The organism is Sphingobacterium corticibacter, assembly GCF_003076635.1.
GTDB lineage: Bacteria > Bacteroidota > Bacteroidia > Sphingobacteriales > Sphingobacteriaceae > Sphingobacterium > Sphingobacterium corticibacter.
Genome location: NZ_QDKG01000003.1, coordinates 223,577 through 239,369, shown reverse-complemented (window position 1 = coordinate 239,369; position 15,793 = coordinate 223,577). Strand labels below are relative to the sequence as shown.

The following is a 15,793-nucleotide window of genomic DNA, read 5'->3' as shown; positions in this document are numbered from 1 at the left end:
CTATTAATTTGTTGTTTGGTTTTTTATTTCGGTAGGAACTGTTTGATTTATAAGATTTTTATGACTGATGATCAAGCCATTTGTTGTTTCTTCGCAGTGTAAATTGTTCATCTGGCAGATCACCCGAATCATTGCGGCAGCGGACTCTGATTCTAGAAACTCACCAGTAAATGTCAATCCGTCGAGATCTAAGTCTGTTGTGCTAATTTGGACTTGTTTACGTACCGCAATGGTTTCAAAAACCGATTGTAGTGGTGCATCAGCAAATTCCAAGGTGGGTTCTACGGGTATGACTTCTGGTGCTACTGTTGGTGGTATACTGGTAGGCTTTATTTGCTTTGCTGGGATGAATACAAACCTTTCATTTTGGCGATCGATGGATAACTTATCCCCAGCTGCTAGGTATTGATCTGCCATGGCGCGACCAGCTTGAGCTGCTTTCTTCACCACGATTTCGCCCGATAAGAGCGCGATATCAATTTGTTGCTTCGATGTGGCATCGATCATAAAGACCGTACCCAATGCGGTCGTACTGTACTTATCTGTCCACACGACGAATGGACGAGCCGTATCGTGTGCCACCTCAAATGTGGCCTTGCCTTGCAAATGAAGTACGCGATCTGACTCACCGTAGTGACGAGCGTAGGCGAGCTGTGCACCGGCGGATAAGGTGACCACAGAACCATCTTTAAGACGGGCGATGCGATCCTGTGACGTGGTATTGCGTACGGTGATCGTATCTGTTGGTTGGGCATTCGCTTGTGCGAATGAAGCACTTGGCTCTTTCAGATTTTGATAGTTGAAGATCACTCCCGCGGCGCCAATTAGCAGCAAAATAGCTGCGGCAGCTGCCCATGGCTGGAAGATGCGACGCGGTTTCTGCTCTTGCACATCAATCTTAGCATGTACTTGGCGCAATATGGCATCATATTCCGGATCGGATAGCAGATTGACCTGTTCTTGCTCCTTATCCTCGGTAAAAGATTTCTTCAGATCACTTTTCAGATCACTTTCGTGTATCTCTAGATCTGCTAATAGATTTTCTTTCTCTCTCTGGCTCAACAGTCCTTTCCATAAAGCAGTAATACGTTTTCCAATCTGGTGTTTCATCATGAGTAAATACACCAACGTTGCCCCTTTGGGGATGCCTATTTAGGTTAAGTAATGATGAACAAATTGTAAAGTGAATATTTAAAATTGCAACAGAAAGAACAGTAAGACTACCTCTGGAACATAGGATGTATAGTGCTGCATGACGTGCATCTTGATAGCTTTGTTGGATTGTTTCAGGTAGTCGGACACCGATTGCTGGCTGATGCCCAACAGGGCTGCGACATCTGCCTTGGAGCGACCTTCGTAGCGACACAGCTTAAATACTTCTTTTTTGCGGGCAGGAAGTATTTCAATAGCGTCATCGATGAGTGCTAGCTGTCGGTTGAGTTCTTCATCGTCGTTGGCGCTATCGGCCATGATGGCCAGATGTGGATAGTCGGCTACGTACTCGACGGTTTCTTTGAGTTTCTGGCGAATGCTATTCAAGGATTTGTTATAGCTCACCACAAAGAGCCAACCGCCAACGGATTCTCGGGATTCGAACTTAAAACGATTCTGCCAGAGGGATACGAATACATCTTGGAGCAACTCACTGGCCAGTTCTGGCGAATGCACCAACTTCAAAATATTCGCGTGTACCTGCTTGTGGTAATGCGCGTACAAACGGTTGAAGGCGCTTACATCGCCTAACACCAGTTGTTGTACATCTTGTTGTTCTAGGTAATCGCTTTTCATACCGATGTGTCTAAAATCCCTAATGGGTTGGGAATTTTGGACAAAAATATCTAAAAACGATGGGCGATCATCCGCTGCTTATGTTATCAAATTATTAAAAAAGAAAGTAGCTCACGACATCCTTCTCCCTAAATTTTTTCTTTACTACGCCTTTATTAGGTAGAAAATAAAATTTTGGCAGATGTGCTGTGAAACTATTTAAAAATTTGAAATTAATACCGATAATCCTTGCGGTTTTTATCGAATAAATCTTAATTTGCATATAGCATATTGTTATGATGCTATGTGTACACTCCCGTACAAATCAAAAACATAGAAATAAAGTTATAGATGATAGAAACTTACGAAAGCATGCTTCAAAGCATTGCGGAACGAAATCAACACCAGCCAGAATTTTTACAAGCAGTGGATGAGGTCATGGAAGACGTGATCCCTTATATGCAAGAAAATCACCAAGATTGGTTGCAGGCGAAAATTGTAGAACGTATTACAGAACCCGAACGCGTGGTTAGTTTTCGTGTGGTGTGGTTGGATGATAATCACCAAGTACAAGTAAACCGTGGGTATCGTGTACAGATGAACAGTGCTATTGGCCCATACAAAGGCGGCTTGCGCTTCTCCCCGACGGTTAATCTCAGTATATTGAAGTTTCTGGCGTTTGAGCAGGTTTTCAAAAATAGCTTGACTGGATTGCCACTGGGCGGCGGCAAGGGCGGTTCTGATTTTAACCCGAAGGGAAAATCGGACAATGAGATTATGCGTTTTTGCCAAAGCTTCATGACAGAGCTGCACCGACATATCGGCTCGGATACGGATGTACCTGCTGGTGATATTGGTGTTGGCGGCCGTGAGATTGGTTTTCTTTTCGGTCAGTACAAGCGTTTGCGCAATCATTTCACAGGTGTACTGACGGGTAAAGATACGGCTTGGGGTGGTTCTTACATTCGTCCGGAAGCAACGGGTTATGGTCTTTTGTATTTTGTACAAGAGATGCTTTCGCATCAGAAAAAAGATATTAGCGGACTAGTTGTGTGTATCTCAGGTGCCGGCAACGTCGCGCAATATGCCGCAGAAAAATCTATCGAATTAGGTGCCAAAGTAATTACGCTATCTAATAGTTCGGGAACGCTGCATGATAAAGACGGTTTTGACGCTGAAAAATTAGCCCATATTGCTACATTGGGCCGCGAATTGGAAAAATACACCTCCAAATATCCATCGGCTACTTTTCATGCGGACGAGAAGCCTTGGCAATTCGCCTGCGACATTGCGCTTCCTTGTGCTACGCAAAACGAGCTAGATGGCGAAGATGCTGAGCGCTTAATAAAATCAGGATGTATATTGGTGGCAGAAGGTGCTAATATGCCATCTACGACCAAAGCGATTCATTTGTTTAAAGAAAATGACGTGTTATTTGGGCCAGCAAAAGCGGCCAATGCCGGCGGCGTGGCGGTTTCTGGTTTAGAAATGTCACAAAATTCGATCGGTCAATCTTGGTCACGCGAAGAGGTCGACGAACGACTTAAGCAGATCATGCAAAATATTCATGAAACCTGTATCCAATACGGGGATAGCAAAACGAGTATCCCCAACTATTTAAAAGGAGCAAATATCGGCGGATTTATCAAAGTCGCTGGTGCAATGATGGATCAGGGCGCTGTTTAGCAAATTAAAAACCATTTTACTACAAAAGGCAGATTATGTTATTGAACAATCTGCCTTTTGTACTTTTTATGGGGCGTCGATGCTGCTTCGGCTCTTTCAAATACCCATACCTACTTAGTTACTGAACGAAGTACTGATCTATTAAAAAAATAAACGCATCTTCTTCGGAGTCGTATCGGTCTACCAATCGCTTCCAAGTTTCTGCTGCAAATTCAAGTTTATTGCCAAAGCTATCTTCATAAATGCGCTTGTTGGCAATGCCCTTTTTTAATGTAGCTCTATCTAAGCCCTTAGTATATTCATATGCATCACCGAAGGTTCTGCGAACGCGTATGTTCTGACCGTTGATGGTCTCGTTTCGCTCTATAGAACCGAAAATATCCTTTTTCTCTTCTAGTTTATACCCTTGATTGTCTTCAATAATAAGTCTGTCGAGTATATCAATTTTGTATTTGGCTTTGTAATCTTCACTCCTACGATTCTCACGGATCAAGTCTAGAAATATCGTACGTTTCTGATTGTTATTGGATAGAATACCAGGATACTGATTCACTAGGTATTTCTTTTCGTAGGTGATTTCGTTGCGTTGATTATCCTTAAATACGAGATCGTCAAAGATGTTTTTCTTTAATGTTGCCCTATAACCACCGTCATTGCTTCGATACGTTAGGTCTCCAAATATATCGATATCTATTGCCTGTCTTTGGGCAAATAGTCCCCAATTTATACCTGCGAGAAATAGGATTAGCGCGAGTTTTTTCATCATAATCGATTTCTCTTTTCGACTCTATTTTCAACCCTTTAGTTTAATGATTTGACGAGGGAATTTATTAATTATGTATTAAATGTATGCAACTCATTGAGGATAGTGAAGTTACAGGTTATTATCTTGTTCAATCACAATCTTTTGGTGAGAAACTTTTAATACAATTTTATGCCCCGGATTAAAGCCGCACGAGGAAAGCCATTGGCCAGCGATCAAGATTTTAGGATCATAACGTCCATTTCGTAATTGGCTTGCAACGTATTTTCGACTTACGGTAAGTTTTCTTGTATGGACGCTATCTTTGGAGCTCTTCATATATAGTAGATTACATAGGTATGTATGCTGACTAATTAAAAGGTATTTTAATAGCTATCCAACTACATTTGAGAATATATTATGCCGATAGGCGTATAATTTAGAAGGCTATTTGGTTACATTCATACAATTATTGCTGTTTAGCAATACTCTACCTAAGAGAAGATATTTTATGAGTTATCAAGTAAAGAATGTACATCAAGGCAGGAATATTAAGCGTTTTCGCGAAATGTTGGGTATCAAGCAAGATGCCTTGGCAGTTGCGTTGGGCGAAGAGTGGAATCAAAAGAAGGTTTCTATTTTAGAACAAAAAGAGACTATTACGTTGGAAACTGTCAGTCAGGTAGCGCTGATTTTGAAAGTTCCTACGGAGGCTATTCAAAATCTGGATGATGAATCGGCTCTTGAGATCATTACGAATACCTTTGCGACGCGAGAACATATTAGCCATTCCACTTATCAGCCTCCACAATTTAATCCATTGGATAAAATTGTGGAACTGTACGAGCGGATGCTCCATCAGCAACAGGAAATGATCGATCGATTGGAAAAATTAGTCGATAGAAAGTAGCTTTGTGTCGTACTAGAATGGTTTCCTTCGGAGCTGCCTTGGGCGTTCGTCGTTCATCCTCGTAAATGACTAAATCAACGTCTTTGCGAAGCCGAGGAACGAGGCTGCGGCAATCTCGTATCATTCTTCACATTATTCTACAAGGGAGATTACTTCGTCGTGCCTCCTCGTAATGATGGGGATATCGTCTTTGCGAAGCTGAGGAACGAGGCTGCGGCAATCTATTGCCATGCTAGGTGTTATACAATAATGAAGATTACTTCGTCGTACCTCCTCGTAATGACGGGGATGTCGTGCCTCCTCATAATGACGAAGGTATCGTCTTTGCGAAGCCGATCAACTATCTAAGCTAAACCTCTCATTTTCCTCGTAAAACACATTCTCTGCTAGTGCAAATTGATGCGCTTGCGATTCGAAGAAATGCATCATATAGCCGGCGGTATTCACAAAAACTAGTAGATCCCCTACGACTGGCATCGCTTGAAACTTGATTTTGCGGAGTAGAATAAATTCTTGTTCCAAACAATAAGCACCTACCAAATAACCAAAGGTTTCTTGTTCACCATCGTAAGAGTCGATTGAATTCTGCGGCAGATGAATCGGATCTAATAGAAAATCGGCGCTAGAACTCTTCATCTGAGTACGATTCATCTCCAATCCGATTAGTAGGTTTCCATCAGAATCATGTTTGCGAAATGCTACGCGCGCTACGGTGATACCCGTCTGATCCAAAAGTGATCTTCCTGGTTCGATACGCATTTCAATCTCGCGATCTCGCAACAACTGATGGATGGGCTGGTCATATCCTTGTACGTTACTCGCCAATACACTTTCTAAAAATCCTTCTTTGTGCACTTCATTGTAGTACGGATACACTTTGGCTTCGCCATGTAGCGTATCTTCGATCTTCACGATTCCTAAAGGATCATTACGATACGTCAATTCAGAGCGCTTATTTAGTAGGGCGCGCTTGAGCTCGGTATGAAAGTTTTCCCATTCTGAGCGATCTGACAAATAATTTACGAGATAACCACCGCCAATATCCAAGTGGAAAGTTTTCACGTTTTGCGCTGCGAGCAAATCAATGAGCTGGATACATTGTCCGATAGCGGCGGCACGTTCTGGAATGGAATAGCCATTCAGATGGAAATGTAAACCCACGTAGTTAAGCATCGGGTGATGCGCTAAGTTCTCCAATATCAACTTTTGAGCATGCGAAATGGAGAAACCAAATCGTGTGTGCAATGTACGGTCATCCATCGTAAAACCACCTACACGCAGGCTAATGTTGGCCTGCTTGCCCGTACTTTCGGTGACCTTTTCCAACAAAGCAAGTTCATCCAGATTATCGATGATGATCGTCACATGGTTGTCTACCGCCAATTCCATCAATCGCTGCGTTTTTACGGCAGCGGTTGATATTAGTTGCGCCGGATTGATGCCTGCTTCCAGACATTGCGCGAGCTCTTCAAAACTAGCGGTATCGACTCCTTCGCCAAGTTTTGCGGCCTGTTTGGTATAGGTAACGCACTTATTCGCTTTGCGCGCAAAATAAACACGGTGTTTTAGCTGGTATTTATCGAATATAGACTTGAAGGCACGAATATTTTCCTCAAAAGGTACTAAAGATTGTACGTTAAGTGGCGAACTAAATTTTGCTACAGCATCATGTAATAATGATGCATTGGCCACCAAACCCTTGATCCATGGGTGTATGATCGGTGTAAGCGGTAGGTGATTATTATCTTTCTTGCTGTGCGTAAGTGTCATGTGTGTCGATTAATTGTAGAATCCGGTCTGCCCAGGGGCTAGCCAAATTGTTTCGAACCCTAGAAAGAGAGTCATTATCAAATAATATGCCTTCTGTCGGCGTACCATAGAAGAAAAGCGGAATCTCCTGATTATCAATTTTAGCCGTAGTTCTACCATCTTGCTTGATAGCAATGCAACCTGGCTGGTAAGTACCATTCTCAAAAATCTCGATCAATCCACGTTCAAGTAAGCGATCGTACAATGGAGAATTTTTTCGAACAATTTCGCTGCGCGCAATACGGCCATCGATCAGAAAGGATACAGTGTATTGCTCTTCTTCTGTTCCGATTTCAAAATTTTGTTTGTCGGTATCGTAGCTAATCTGTGATTGCGGAGGAATCGTAAACTGAATAATCCCAGCTTCGGCCAATGCGCTAATCTTTTTCATATTGGCGATTGGTGGCCCAAAACTGGTGCGGCAGCATGCACTCCACAATTGTTTATCTAGATATTGGTGACTTTCTGCTGTGAATCCACCAAAGTTATATAACTCACCAATCTGCGGCGTTAGTTCGCGCCATACAGCAGTCGCCGCCATGTATGGATGATGCAACTCGCCCTCCTCTGCCCTTTTGATGCTTTCATCAAGATAAGCTTTAGTGCTTTGGTGTCGGTCTCCTAAGGACTTCATTACTGGAAACAATAACTGATCTATCGAGAAAATTTCATCAGCAAGTAGACCGTTGATATATTGTTTTACTTTTTCTTCGGAAGATGTTTCTAGTAATGTGCTGTAGTATGCAAACTGTATTTCTTCATTAATAATTGGTAATACTTCTTGCTGAAAGTCAATTTTTCGATCGGATCTTTCATCCACTAGAGTTTGCAATACTTGCTTCGTGTATGCACGAACGGCATAACGCGAATCTCCGTATATTGGACCGCGCGGCTGAATAGGTAAATTGCTTCGGCTAAAGGGATAAATAACAGGCTCTTCGCCAGATGGAATGTATTCGCCTAACTCATTAAAAACACCACCTCGCCCTTCGGTCAGCTGCAAACAGATATCTATAAAGGTAAGTCCGAGTCCCATAACAGCTACTGACTGTCCTTTTGGTAAAACATCTAAGCGATTGACCGGATAAGCGCTAGCCATATACTCAAATGGCGCCGTATCACCTGTGATCTTAAATGGTGGAACATTTTCGTAACAATGCCCCGTTGCCAATAAGAGATAATCTACTAACAAAGTGTCATCGGTATTTGCTAAAGAAATCTTGAATTGATTGGTGTATGACACGTCTTGCACAGCTGCCACAATAAGCGATATAGTGACCTGCTGAGGCAGGGATGACTGCAGCTGCATGAAGATATCCTGTAAGTAAAAACCAACTAACCCGCGCGAAGCAAAATCCGTAGGAGTTACTTCCGAATCGGTTGTCTGATATTTGGCGATCCAGTCTCGTAGAGAAAGCTGTTCGCGTACCTGCTCATTGATGTCATCACGTAGCCATCCATCAATATTGCCGATACAGTAATTAATGAGCAAATCATCAGGTTGATAGACCGAATAATTGTTACCACTGCCAAAATGTGGGTTTTCATTAAACCAGATAACATGTATAGGCTCTTCATACGCCTCTTGTTGCACGGTATGTAGCAAGCGCTCCAAGGCATACATCCCCTTTGGGCCACCACCAACAATGCCAATACGTTTCGCGTCTTTATGATTTGTATGGCTATGGAGCTCCTCAATATTGGTAATTAGATGGCTAATAAGGCTCGGTGCCTGTTTCGCTTCGGCAGACAGATGTTCTTTTTTCCAAATCATACGCTACGCCCTAATCTTTTTTTAGACCATGTTTTTCTAACCATTCTGTTGAATAAATGGTATCCAAATAGCGCTCCCCATTGTCTGGAATAATAGCCACAATCTGCTGTCCGGGCAAGAATTTTTGTTGATAGCTAGCGATCGCCTTGACGACAGCACCAGATGATCCACCCGCCAAAATACTTTCCTGAGCAAGCAGTTGATGACAACCTGCGACGCATTCTGTATCGCTCACATGTACGACATTGTGTACGTGATCTTGTTTTAAGAAGTGTGATTTGCGACTTGCGCCCATTCCTGGAATGAGACGTGGACTTGGCTTGTCTTTGAAAATCAAACTTCCCTCTGCATCAACAGCTACAATGCGCGTATGCACGCCCATTTGCTGGATCGCATCTGCAAATCCACGCAAGGTACCACAGGTACTGGTCGGGATAAATAAGTAATCGGGTGCCGCCCCGAGATCTTCTACAATCTCTTTAAAAGTTTGCTCGTGTGCAGCCGGATTGTCCATATTATGGTACTGATCTGGCCAGAAGCTATTTGGAATAGCCTGTAGTAGCTCTTCGACCTTTTTCAATCTAGAATTAAGATAACCTCCCGTACCATCATCTGTAGACACTTTCACAATCTCTGCGTTGAAGGTGCGCAAGATCTTCTCTGCTAATGGATTGATGTGAGGATCGGTTACTAAAAATAGTTTTAATCCATAGAAATGACAGATTCGTGCCAAACCAATTCCCATATTACCAGAGGTAGATTCTATAATCACGCTATTAGCGTTTATCTTTCCAAGATTCATCGCATGGCGAATGATATTATGTGCCGTACGATCTTTGATGCTCCCGCCGGGGTTTAGCATTTCTAGTTTGCCATATACTGTTGCATTCAATTCTAAAAATAGTTTATTGAATCGGACGAGTGGCGTATGGCCAATACACGATAAGATATCGTTTTTAGTTTCTTTAATTTGTGTGAGTTGCATCGTGACCTCCCTTGCTAAATTGTCTATTTTCCATTCTTTGTGATCACCATATCGCTTCTTGGTAACGAACGTACAGAAGGTTGCATCAGTATTTGATATTTGCGAAAGCAGCCTTCCAAATTAAATAACAAATTTATGTGATGTAGGTTTGGGCTTAAAGAGGCTGTATTAGTACGGTTTCTTATAATAAAAAAGTGCGGATTATACATATAATCCGCACTTTCTACGTTGACCTGTCCCCTGCTCAGGGAAAGCAGAATCTATAGTTTGTTCAACCAGGTTTCAACCTCTTCTTTGGTTTTACCAGTTTCTTTTTGCAAACGGCCGATCAACTCATCTTCCTTACCTTCTGCGTAAGTCAAATCGTCATCAGTTAGTTTACCATATTGTTGTTTTACTTTTCCTTTAAGCTCGTTCCAACGGCCTTTCCATGTTAATTCACTCATGATATCCTCCTTAAATTTGTTTAGTATTACAACAAGCACACTGATATTATGTTTGCTTGAAAACACAAATTTTTGAGTGAATTATGATTTAGCTCAGAATTAGCGCGCTGGCACCTAGAATAGCCGCATCGGACTCATCTAAGCCACTGAATATGATTTTAACCTTATTGCGGAAAATTGGTAATAGATTTCTTTCCATATGCAATTTCGCAGGGTTTAAAATAAAATCTCCAGCACGAATCACACCACCAAATAATAAAATAGCTTCTGGAGAAGAAAACATAACAAAGTTGGCCAATGCTTCACCTAATTTCTGACCCGTATAACGGAAGACTTCTATAGCGATAGCGTCTCCTTGAGAGGCACATTCAAATACGGTTTTTGAGTTGATAGCATCTTCAGGGTAATTGTTGAGCATAGATTCGGGGAATTCCGCGCGCATTTTTTTAGCTGTGATCGCGATACCTGTTGCGGAAGCATACGATTCCAAACTTCCTTCCGACCCAGTGCTCCAATGCTTACGACCGCCAGGTTTTACGATGGTATGGCCCAATTCGCCCGCAAAACCATCATGCCCATAGATCAAACTGCCATTGGCTACGATTCCGCTTCCAACACCCGTCCCTAATGTCATCATGATGAAATCTTTCATGCCTTGAGCAGCTCCAAACAACATCTCGCCTTGTGCAGCAGCATTCGCATCATTCGTGATTTTGCAGGGAACACCAAATTTTGCTGAGATTAATTCTCCAAATGGAATAACGCCTTTCCAAGGAAGATTTGGCGCATACTCTACCGTACCTGTATAGAAATTACCGTTTGGCACGCCAACACCTATACCTGTCAAAGCTTTCCCCGACAAATGTTTTTCTAACAACGGAGTTACCGCCGCATATAAGGCGTCAATAAAATCATTTACTTCTTTATGAATATTGGTTCGGATAGATCCTTTATCAAGCACTACACCTTGATCATTCACTAATCCAAATTTTGTATTGGTTCCTCCAATATCTATCCCAAGAACTACACGTTCAGCCGATTGCACTACAGACATTTTTTTTATTTCTTGTTTTTAGGGGATACCACTTTCGAGTATCTCAATGGCTAATATAGGTACTTTGTGTGATTTTTACACACTTGAAAATGGTAAAATAAAAAAAATGATACGCGCACACCGCTAATCCCTACGAAGAAAATTCCACATAGAATTGTCTTTATGCTGTTTCTTATCTATTATTAGGTCATCTACTACCTTGTTCAGTACTTCATCGTAATCACTAATTACATTATCGGCGAGAGAGACTAGCTTTTGAATATTTCCGGGAGACGCATCGTCCATTGCTTGGGATATCGAGGATACGTTGGCAGGTTCTATTCGCGTGTATTGTCGTGATTTTTTGACGGACCGAAATAATTGTCTTAGGAAAAAGTCATTGCTTTCGGAGGAACTGCTAGTCATAATGTCTACCAAAGCGGGGCCAATGGAGATCGCCCATTTCTTTTTAAAGTCTTCGTAATTGTATACATTTTTGGCTGCACCAGTTCCTAATGACAGAATATGAACATCGTCAATCTTAAAAGTATCGTAGGTTTTAAGCATTTCCAGAAGTCCACTCAGGGCTGGATTATGTGCAAATACACCACCGTCTAATAAGGGGAATCGCGTACCCGCAATGGAGAAGATTTCGGCTACGGAGAAAAAAGTGGGCGCTGCAGCCGTCGCGCGACAAACATCTTTTATATAGAAATCACGCGTGTCGCCATGTGAAATTGCTTTTTGCTGTCGAAATATATGATTCTTACGTAATTCGATATTATATGCGGTCATGATAGCCGGTTTGAGCAGTTCGCTCAACTTGACATCACCAAAGTACTTATCTAAGATAGACTCTAAAATTTTAGCATCATATAATTCTGTCAGGAAGCCAAACTTGCTAAGAAAACGACGCCAGCGTGTAGTGGAGAATATAGCAGGGCCATACTTTAAGTAAATGTCTAAAGCTTCTTTGGCATAAAAGCGCGGCTTAGTGGCGTCATCAGGATGCGGACATAACAAGATAGCGGTGAGAATACCTCCAGTACTAGTGCCTGCAAAGAAATCGAAATACTCGGAAAGGTGTGCTTCGGGATTGCCGGTTTTCTCTTGCAATCTTTGCTCCATGGATAATAAAAGCATTCCTGGAATTATCCCCCGAATCCCGCCACCATCGATCGATAAGATCCGCTTCATACTATGTGTTTTTCGATAAAGTTAATAAATATGAATTAGATCTGTGTACGTTACATGCCTATATATTAAATATAGTACAGGAATGACATGAGTTACTTCCTTCAAACAATCCCAAGACGCATTGGTGTGTGTTCTGTTTCTCGATTTTTTTTAAATTGTACTATCACATTGATCTACTATATGATAGCTCATCTAAACTATGGCAATATGTGTGTAATATTGGTTGAGGGAATTATTACATGGGAGGTAAAATATTGTAAAACTGGTTAGGTAGAACAAGTGCGCTACTAGCAAATTAATGCTAATTAGCCATGCTTTACGCTTTTTCGTCTTTCCTGTGATGAAGAATAATTTTATATTTGCGCTACAATTACAACTAACATTCGTTAGTATCAAAGGTGTATCAACTGATACAAAATGACAAAAATGAACCCTCTTGAAAGCTCATCTTTTAAGAGGGTTTTTTTATTAGATGGCATATATGCTTTAACCCGCACATTCCCCAAACTCAGCCTTAAACCTCCTTCGGATCGAACCCTGCCCTATGCTTCCGTTAAGATTCCTGAAGGTGAAATCTAGATCGGAGCATATGAATAATCAAAATAAGCCGATCAGAGAATTCTTTAGATGGATATTGTCATTTGCAGTTTTTCTGATCGTAATGCTTATGGTATTCTATATTCTGAGTTATTTTCTAATACTTGCCTGTGTATTGCTGATAATATTTATCGCAATTGCATTCTTATACCGATTTATTAAAAGATAAACACTCCCAACATCATCGTTTGAAACTTCCCCGGTTTCTGCTTGATGTTGGGATATTGAAGTTATTTAAGGCTCCAAGTACTACTTCTACTTTTTCCTGTATTTTTTAAGTATTCTAATTTGCTAAGAAAATTCGATGTCACACTTGCTCTTGAGAATTTCAATAAGTTTTTTATCTCCTCGTTATTCGCTGACTTATGTTTTTTTAGGTGCTTGAAGAGCTTTACGTGCTTTTCACTATTAGTAGTCGCTTTAAATTTTCGCGAAACGTCTAAAGCAATATCACCAGCTTCCGTTGTCGTAATAAAAACGTTTTGATTATTTGCTTTTAATTCGATGTAATTAATTAGATCCTCATTGTTTAATGCCTTCTCAATCTCTTTCCAAGGATCACGATATTTCTTTTTGAGATCGCGTTCTAATTCGGAAATACTAACAAAACCTACTTCATGAAGCTTATTCAATAATAGAAGTTCTGTAAGAGAACAGTCCTTAAGTCGATTTTGTGTTAATACGAAGATGCCAGGCTTGATGTATTCAGAAGGCATTCTGACTTCAACATTATTTAAATTCTGCTTCCAAACTGGAAAATCACGACCATACTTTAAAGAGTTTAATCCAATGCGAAGAACTCCCATACCAGCCCTATCAACTAACTCAAAAGTCATTAGCAATTTTGCTAAAATTTTATTACGATGTCTTGGTTCATGAAATGATATATTTTCCTCATTTACTCCTCCATAAAATTGTCCAGGATTAGTTATAATTAACTCATCGCCTGCATAATTTATAGAAACCATCCCATCTATCGAATAATCTCTATGCACTACAGAATTTAAAAATGCTTCATGAAAGGCTTGACTGTCTAATAGTGAAAAATGATAAATATTTGCCTTGTATTGAAAATCCAAAGTCTTATTAAGTTCCTCAAAATGTCGCTTCACTTTTTTAATTGAGTTCCAAACGCAATCATTCCAAACTTCATTCACGAGTAACATGCCATTAGCAGTTTTCCATGAGAACCTATATTCATAATTGCTTAAATATTTCTCTATCGCTTCCGATGTGCCCAAAAATAAGAGACCTGAATAATTCAGTATTCCGTTTTTAGTACCGCCAATACTCTCAAAAAATGATACATCATCTAGATGCTCTAATAGAATACCCCGTCTTCTGCAAAAATCACTTTTTGCTTCACCTAAAGCAGTTTTATTTATCAGAGACAACCAATCTGACACATCAATTTCTTGACTACTCCAATCATAGGTTTGTAAATTATGAACTAAAGTCTGGATTTGGTCGGGCTCAGCGGGAACACTTGATTTGCCTTCTCGCACGTAGACTTTCCCTGAAGAGGTGCTTACTAACGAATTCTTATTTTTCTGAACGCTTATAATAAGGTATTTTTTCTTCTCAAATTCGAAGCTAGTTATTGATAAATTGATTTTGGGCTTGATTCTACCTAATAAACGTTCCTTAGTTACGTCCACGTCAACATTATCAAATCCAACAAGCTGATCGACGTAATTTGTTGATGTCAATTCAGAACTATCTCTCACACCTATTATCACGTGACCTCCAAAGGTATTTGCAAAGGCTACAATTTCATTACATAGATCTTTTGAGTTAAACAATGCAGCAGAATCCTTGAAGTTTTTAAACTCTATTACTTCACTTTCTAGCGCTTCTGAAGGCTCTATTTTTAGTAAGCCAAATATTCGATTAAAATCCATTTTATATCAGTAGGTAGTATGGCATTCCTTTACGAATTGCCGCTATTAAGATACGCCAAACAAATAAAAACGCCAATAGTATTTTCATACTACTGGCATTTTTATCTTTTCAGTTTGTCATAGTTAAAGCTATGGCAACTCTTTACGTCATAAAAACTCCTCTGTCTTTTCTATACTCCTTACAATCGTATTAAAAATCCAACCGCTTTGGAGTTTGGCTAGCCTGCAGATCGCTTAGGCTTCGATGTTGTCATCATTTTTGATCGATAGCTCGTTCCTCGCATTTCAAAAATGTCACCAACGGTCTTCGTATACTTTCGTATATATCGCTGAATCGTGCTAGCACACTTCTCTTCAGCGACCATCGCTCAACTCGCAGTCGGCGAGCAATAATCGGTTAATGCAGATTAATAATTATTATCTAAATACTAAGTAAAATGCATTTAAACTATCTCATTGATTAAATAAAAAAATATAAATCGCTGTCGGTTTGAGATCGTGCTATTATTGCATCATCATAATGAAGAGCAATCGCAAACATATCGATCAATCTACTCAGATCTCCGCACTACAAAGCGAGGTGTCTGTTTTGAAAGACATGTTGACTATGATGCAGCAGATTATTGTTACCCAGAATAAGCAGATTTCTGATATTCATAAAGCATTTTTTGATTCCGTAAAAAAAGGAACAATCTAAAGAAGATAAAGTAAAACTGATGAAAAGATCAATTTTACTAAAAGATATAATGGTTTAGATCCTTTAATCACGATAATTTTACAACTCAGGACTACTCAAATTTCCTAGCAATTGATTGTATGACTTACAGCATTGCGCTTCCCTAAATTCCAATAGGCGATTTTACATATTATGGTTTCTCCTATTAAGAGATATACTTTTTTTATCTGATGTTTAAGTATTTCTTTACAAGAAAATGTCAAGTGCTAT

The 15,793-nt window shown here is 40.3% G+C and carries 14 protein-coding genes; 3 read left to right on the top strand and 11 right to left on the bottom strand.

The features are described 5' to 3' along the window. Positions 1-3: 3 nt before the first annotated feature. On the bottom strand, positions 4-1,113 hold the full coding sequence (locus DC487_RS09800) for a FecR family protein (protein ID WP_116775796.1): 1,110 nt from the start codon (positions 1,111-1,113) through the stop codon (positions 4-6). A 78-nt stretch (positions 1,114-1,191) separates the two neighbouring features. Then, complete coding sequence (locus DC487_RS09795) at positions 1,192-1,788, bottom strand: RNA polymerase sigma factor (protein WP_116775795.1); 597 nt, start codon at positions 1,786-1,788, stop codon at positions 1,192-1,194. Positions 1,789-2,118: 330 nt separating this feature from the next. On the opposite strand from DC487_RS09795, the gene gdhA reads away from it, so the two are divergent. Then, positions 2,119-3,453 carry an NADP-specific glutamate dehydrogenase gene (gene gdhA / locus DC487_RS09790; protein WP_116775794.1) on the top strand — a complete coding sequence of 445 codons (1,335 nt, stop codon included), beginning with the start codon at positions 2,119-2,121 and terminating at the stop codon, positions 3,451-3,453. Between the two features lie 118 nt (positions 3,454-3,571). On the opposite strand, the gene DC487_RS09785 is transcribed toward gdhA, so the two are convergent. Together DC487_RS09785 and DC487_RS17420 are read right to left on the bottom strand one after the other, a co-directional pair. Further along, complete coding sequence (locus DC487_RS09785; RefSeq protein WP_133228482.1) at positions 3,572-4,219, bottom strand: hypothetical protein; 648 nt, start codon at positions 4,217-4,219, stop codon at positions 3,572-3,574. A 108-nt stretch (positions 4,220-4,327) separates the two neighbouring features. Next, positions 4,328-4,534: a SymE family type I addiction module toxin gene (locus tag DC487_RS17420; protein ID WP_116775792.1), complete on the bottom strand. Its 207-nt coding sequence runs from the start codon at positions 4,532-4,534 to the stop codon at positions 4,328-4,330. Between the two features lie 172 nt (positions 4,535-4,706). Here DC487_RS17420 and DC487_RS09775 point away from each other — a divergent pair, with 172 nt between their 5' ends. Beyond that, a complete protein-coding gene (locus DC487_RS09775) occupies positions 4,707-5,105 on the top strand; it encodes a helix-turn-helix domain-containing protein (protein WP_116775791.1) in 399 nt (132 codons plus the stop codon). 336 nt (positions 5,106-5,441) lie between these two features. Here the strand turns inward: DC487_RS09775 and DC487_RS09770 are convergent, their stop codons facing one another. The 7 genes from DC487_RS09770 to DC487_RS09740 all read right to left on the bottom strand — a co-directional run bounded on the left by DC487_RS09770 (position 5,442) and on the right by DC487_RS09740 (position 14,847). Beyond that, positions 5,442-6,875 carry an alanine racemase gene (locus DC487_RS09770; protein WP_116775790.1) on the bottom strand — a complete coding sequence of 478 codons (1,434 nt, stop codon included), beginning with the start codon at positions 6,873-6,875 and terminating at the stop codon, positions 5,442-5,444. Next, positions 6,847-8,688, bottom strand: coding sequence for an FAD/NAD(P)-binding protein (locus tag DC487_RS09765; protein ID WP_116775789.1), 1,842 nt, complete (start codon positions 8,686-8,688; stop codon positions 6,847-6,849). Before DC487_RS09765 ends, DC487_RS09770 begins: the two co-directional genes overlap by 29 nt. A gap of 10 nt (positions 8,689-8,698) precedes the next feature. Then, a complete protein-coding gene (gene sbnA / locus DC487_RS09760; RefSeq protein WP_116775788.1) occupies positions 8,699-9,673 on the bottom strand; it encodes a 2,3-diaminopropionate biosynthesis protein SbnA in 975 nt (324 codons plus the stop codon). A 260-nt stretch (positions 9,674-9,933) separates the two neighbouring features. Further along, on the bottom strand, positions 9,934-10,119 hold the full coding sequence (locus DC487_RS09755) for a CsbD family protein (protein ID WP_066751133.1): 186 nt from the start codon (positions 10,117-10,119) through the stop codon (positions 9,934-9,936). An 88-nt stretch (positions 10,120-10,207) separates the two neighbouring features. Continuing rightward, a complete protein-coding gene (locus tag DC487_RS09750; RefSeq protein ID WP_116775787.1) occupies positions 10,208-11,173 on the bottom strand; it encodes an ROK family protein in 966 nt (321 codons plus the stop codon). A gap of 123 nt (positions 11,174-11,296) precedes the next feature. After that, a complete protein-coding gene (locus DC487_RS09745) occupies positions 11,297-12,349 on the bottom strand; it encodes a patatin-like phospholipase family protein (RefSeq protein WP_116775786.1) in 1,053 nt (350 codons plus the stop codon). Positions 12,350-13,176: 827 nt separating this feature from the next. Then, the gene (locus tag DC487_RS09740; protein ID WP_116775785.1) at positions 13,177-14,847 is read right to left on the bottom strand and encodes an RNA-binding domain-containing protein; all 1,671 of its coding nucleotides are present in this window, start codon (positions 14,845-14,847) and stop codon (positions 13,177-13,179) included. A 520-nt stretch (positions 14,848-15,367) separates the two neighbouring features. On the opposite strand from DC487_RS09740, the gene DC487_RS17235 reads away from it, so the two are divergent. Next, entirely contained in the window at positions 15,368-15,544 is a 177-nt protein-coding gene (locus DC487_RS17235; RefSeq protein ID WP_165799063.1) for a hypothetical protein, read from the top strand. Positions 15,545-15,793: the final 249 nt, after the last annotated feature.